The 4,142-nt window shown below is 70.2% G+C and carries 6 protein-coding genes; 2 read left to right on the top strand and 4 right to left on the bottom strand.

All coding sequences use genetic code 11. From position 1 onward, the window contains the following. Positions 1-258: 258 nt before the first annotated feature. Positions 259-648 carry a heavy metal-responsive transcriptional regulator gene (locus J1M40_RS09940; RefSeq protein ID WP_036382791.1) on the bottom strand — a complete coding sequence of 130 codons (390 nt, stop codon included), beginning with the start codon at positions 646-648 and terminating at the stop codon, positions 259-261. A 56-nt stretch (positions 649-704) separates the two neighbouring features. Here J1M40_RS09940 and merA point away from each other — a divergent pair, with 56 nt between their 5' ends. Beyond that, complete coding sequence (gene merA, locus J1M40_RS09935; RefSeq protein ID WP_206450760.1) at positions 705-2,168, top strand: mercury(II) reductase; 1,464 nt, start codon at positions 705-707, stop codon at positions 2,166-2,168. Between the two features lie 271 nt (positions 2,169-2,439). Here the strand turns inward: merA and J1M40_RS09930 are convergent, their stop codons facing one another. The 3 genes from J1M40_RS09930 to J1M40_RS09920 form a co-directional block, all read right to left on the bottom strand. After that, entirely contained in the window at positions 2,440-2,580 is a 141-nt protein-coding gene (locus J1M40_RS09930) for a hypothetical protein (RefSeq protein WP_002854087.1), read from the bottom strand. 64 nt (positions 2,581-2,644) lie between these two features. Beyond that, complete coding sequence (locus J1M40_RS09925) at positions 2,645-3,556, bottom strand: cation diffusion facilitator family transporter (RefSeq protein WP_002854089.1); 912 nt, start codon at positions 3,554-3,556, stop codon at positions 2,645-2,647. Beyond that, positions 3,556-3,930, bottom strand: a complete 375-nt coding sequence (locus J1M40_RS09920) for a helix-turn-helix transcriptional regulator (RefSeq protein ID WP_206450759.1) — start codon at positions 3,928-3,930, stop codon at positions 3,556-3,558. The genes J1M40_RS09925 and J1M40_RS09920 overlap by 1 nt, the downstream gene beginning before the upstream one ends. Positions 3,931-4,008: 78 nt before the next feature. Here J1M40_RS09920 and J1M40_RS12795 point away from each other — a divergent pair. Next, the coding region (locus J1M40_RS12795; RefSeq protein ID WP_036378784.1) for an ArsR family transcriptional regulator at positions 4,009-4,142 on the top strand (134 nt) is incomplete at its 3' end.

Here is a 4,142-nt window from a genome sequence, read left to right as displayed (position 1 = left end):
GTGTGGCTTGCGCCGCTATATGGCGGGGTTCTGTCGGAGCTCAGTGGCGGCCTCCAAGCACGCGGGCAAGAGGGCGCTGCGAGTGAGGCTCACGTTCCGCAAGCCGATCCTTCACCGGGACAGCGGCCGACGGCAGGCCGGAGGAATAGGCGTCGCGATAGGGTGCACCCCGCGCAACAGAACCGTTGCGAAAGGTCTAACACCCCAACGCAACAGAGTGGGCCGCCATGCGCTGCCACGGGCCCGTGAACTTCGGTGTCACAGGTAGCGGCAGACATCCTCGGGGGAGCACGTGGCCGGGTCGCCGGCGGCGGCGTCCTCGCGCAGGTCGGCGATCGTGGTGCGTAGCTGCGCGAGCTCGGCGAGTTGCCGGTCGATCACATCAAGGCGGGTGTCGAGCAGGTCGGTGACGTGCCGGCAGGGGGCCTGCCCCCGGTCGCGGATGTCCAGCACCTGACCGATCTGGGCCAGGGTCAGCCCGGCCGCTTGCCCCCGGCGGATGAAGTCCAGCCGGTCGAGCACCTCGGCGCCGTAGTCCCGGTAGCCCGCCGGGGTGCGGTCCGCGGCGGGTAGCAGCCCGACCTCCTCGTAGTACCGCAGGGTCTTGCTCGTCGTGCCCGACGCCCGAGCCACCTCACCGATCCGCATGCCACTCATTCTCCCCCTTGACCTTCCAGTGCACTGGAAGGTCGATCCTGAGGGCGATGAAGGAGGAGTTCATGACGGCAACGGCTAACAGCAGGTCGTATGACCTGGCAATGATCGGGTTCGGTGGGGCGGCGTTCGCGGCCGCGATCCGCGCCACCAACCTCGGCAGACGGGTGGTGATGATCGAGCGTGGCACCGTCGGCGGTACCTGCGTGAACACCGGGTGCGTGCCCTCCAAGGCCTTGCTCGCGACCGCCGAGGCCCGCCACGTCACACTCGACGCCTCCCGGTTCCCCGGCCTGCCGCTCCCCGAAGTCCGGCCGGTCGACATGCCCGCCTTGATCGCCGGCAAGGATCGGCTCGTCGGGTCACTGCGTGGCGAGAAGTACCTGGACCTGGCCACCGAGTACGGATGGGATCTCCACCCCGGGGACGCCACGTTCGTCGGCACACCCAGCGAGCCGGCACTGCGCGTCACCGGCCCTGACGGCACGGTGGAGACGGTCCGGGCCGCGCACTACCTCATCGCCACCGGCTCCAGGCCCTGGGCGCCGCCGGTCCCCGGCCTGCAGGAGGCCGGTTACCTGACCTCGACCACCGCGATGGAACTGGACCACGTCCCGGAGTCGCTGCTGGTCATCGGCGGCGGCTACGTCGCGATGGAGCAGGCCCAGCTCTTCGCTTGGCTCGGCGTCCGGGTCACCATGCTGGTCCGCTCACGGCTGGCGTCCCAGGAAGAACCCGAGGCGTCCACCGCCCTGGATGAGATCTTCACGGACGAAGGCATCCAGATCATCCGCGGCGCGGTGCCCAGCGCGGTCCGCCGCGACCCGGCCACCGGCGAGGTCACGGTCACTGCCACCACCACTGACGGCTCACAGGAACTCCGGGCGGCCGAGGTACTCGTCGCCACCGGGCGCCGCCCGGTCACCGCCACGCTCGGTCTCGACACCGTCGACGTGCGCACCGGCGACCACGGCGAGGTGGTCGTCGACAGCCATCTGCGCAGCACCAACCCGCGCGTCTGGGCTGCCGGTGACGTCACCGCCCACCGTCAGTTCGTGTACGTCGCCGCGGCCCACGGCGCCCTCGTCGCCGACAACGCCCTCACCGGCGCCGGCCTCGAGGTCGACTACCGCCACCTGCCCCGGGTCGTGTTCACCAGCCCCGCCCTGGCCGCCGTCGGGATGACCGAACGGCAGGCCTCCGCTGCCGGGATCCGCTACGACAGCCGTGTCCTGTCACTCGCGCACGTCCCACGCGCGATCGTCAACCGCGACACCCGCGGGTTCATCAAGATGGTCACCGACGCCGACACCGGCCGCATCATCGGCATTACCGCCCTGGCCCAGGACGCCGGCGACCTCGCCGCCGCCGGGGTCTACATGCTCGAGGCCGGCATGACCACCAGCCAGGTCGCCAACCTCTGGAGCCCCTACCTGACCATGGCCGAAGGCCTCAAGCTCACCGCGCAGGCCTTCACCACCGACATCGCCAAGCTCTCCTGCTGCGCGGCGTGAACCTGCCCCGCACACAGGGACACCGATAGGGGACCGCCTCGCCCCGGGGCGCGAGACAAGAAAATGGGCGCCGATCAGCCCTACTTACTGGCACCCCTGCGTATCGGACCTGCAACCACCGGGGAGTTCAGTCGATGCAAGAACTCCCGTCCCAGGCCTATATCTGGACGTCTTCACGACCTCTACGTGCTCGACCCGACGAGGACAGCACTGGACGACGCGATGACCGCCTTGCGGCGCCGCCATGAGGCCGCGGTCCGTTTGGGCCGCGTCACCGCACCACCATGACCACGATCGTCACCACGTAAGCCGCGGCGACCAGACCGATCCCCAGCAGGGTGAGCACCACCCCGCGCCGGGCCGGCCGCTGGCCCTCGTCCGGCCCGGGGCCCTTGCCGTGCTTCGCGGTCATCGCGCGCTCCTAAGACGTTGCTCAAGCATGTGCGGCTCTCGCGAGCGGGCTTCCGTGCCGAGTGCTACCAGCTCAGGTCGTGACAGCCGTCGCTGCCGGCGCCCTCCACCTGCAAGGTGGCATGGGCGATACCGTAACGGTCGCGCAGCACCCGGCGCGCGCCGGCAAGCACGGCGCCGTGGTCCGCGCCCTGGTCAGCGACCAGGTGGGCCGTGGCCACGTTCATCCCCGACGTCAGGGTCCACAGGTGCAGGTCGTGGACCTCCTCCACCCCCTCGACCGCGTCCAGGTCACCGGCGACGTCCTCCGGGTCCACCCCTTCCGGGGCGTGCTGGCCCAGCACCGCGATCACCTGCCTGCCCAGAACCACCGCCCGGATGATGACGAAGACCGCGATGAGCGCCGCGACCACGACGTCCCAGATCGGCTGGCCGGTGAGGATGATCAGCACGCCGGCGACCATGACACCCACCGACCCGGCGGCGTCGGCGATCACCTCGTAGTAGGCGCCCTTGACGTTCAGGCTGTCCTTGGCCCCGCTGCGCAGCAGCAGCATGGAGATGATGTTGATCACCAGGCCGGCGAAGCCGACCGCGAGCATGGCGCCGGAGGCCACCTCCGGCGCGTCGCCCAGCCGGCTGATGGCCTCGACCACCACGTACACCCCGACCGCGAGCATCGCCAGCACCGCCAACGCCGAGGCGAACACCTCGGCCCGGTAGGAGCCATAGGTGCGTCGCCCCGTGGAGTCCGGCCGGCTCGCGATGCGCGTCGCCAGCAGCGCCGCACCCAGCACCACCACATCGGCAGCCATGTGCCCGGCATCCGACAGCAGCGCCAACGACCCCGACACCAGCCCCGCGACCAGCTCGATCAGGAAGAAGCCCGCCGTCAGGGCGAACGCCCCCGCCAGCCGCCGACGGTAGCGGCCACCGGCATGCCCGGTCGCCGGGGCATGGCTGTGTCCCGCCCCCATCAGCCCTGCCTCTCGTGGCGGGCGTGCTCACGGGAGACGTCCAGCAGCATCCGCACATGCCCGTCAGCGAGGCGGTAGTACACCATCCGCCCCTCCCGGCGGTTCTCGACCACCCCAGCGGTACGCAGCACCCGCAGCACCTGGGACACCGACGCCTCCGCGACATCGACCGACGCCGCCAGGTCACACACGCACAGCTCGCCGGCCTCCAGCAACGCATACAGCGCCCGGGCACGGCGCGGGTCCCCCAGGAGCTTGAACAGCCCGGCCAACCTGCCGGCCTCGCGCTCGTCGGGGATCCTCTCCCGGGTCAGCGCCACCTTCTCCGGATGGACGGCGGTGACCTGACACGAATCCAACGGCGTCACACTCATGCCACGACCATACACCTATGCAGATATCAGCAGCGGGAGCCACACACGAGAGGTCAGCAGGTTCTGTATGGTCAGCGCATGCTGACTATTGCTTCGCGGCTGGACGTGATGAACCGGCTGGGCCGGGCGATGGCCGACCCGACCCGCTCCCGCATCCTCATGACACTCCTCGAGGGCCCGAGCTACCCGGCGGTACTCGCCCGCGACCTAGG

Origin of the sequence: Micrococcus sp. KRD026 (assembly GCF_017168445.1) — a bacterium.
GTDB lineage: Bacteria > Actinomycetota > Actinomycetes > Actinomycetales > Micrococcaceae > Micrococcus > Micrococcus luteus.
This window is presented reverse-complemented; position numbering and strand designations above follow the sequence as displayed.

Excerpts from the sequence above, each read along its gene's own strand:
- J1M40_RS09925 (WP_002854089.1), bottom strand. The coding sequence starts at position 3,556 with ATGGGGGCGGGACACAGCCATGCCCCGGCGACCGGGCATGCCGGTGGC.
- J1M40_RS09930 (WP_002854087.1), bottom strand. The coding sequence starts at position 2,580 with ATGACCGCGAAGCACGGCAAGGGCCCCGGGCCGGACGAGGGCCAGCGG.
- J1M40_RS09920 (WP_206450759.1), bottom strand. The coding sequence starts at position 3,930 with ATGAGTGTGACGCCGTTGGATTCGTGTCAGGTCACCGCCGTCCATCCG.
- J1M40_RS09940 (WP_036382791.1), bottom strand. The coding sequence starts at position 648 with ATGCGGATCGGTGAGGTGGCTCGGGCGTCGGGCACGACGAGCAAGACC.
- merA (WP_206450760.1), top strand. The coding sequence starts at position 705 with ATGAAGGAGGAGTTCATGACGGCAACGGCTAACAGCAGGTCGTATGAC.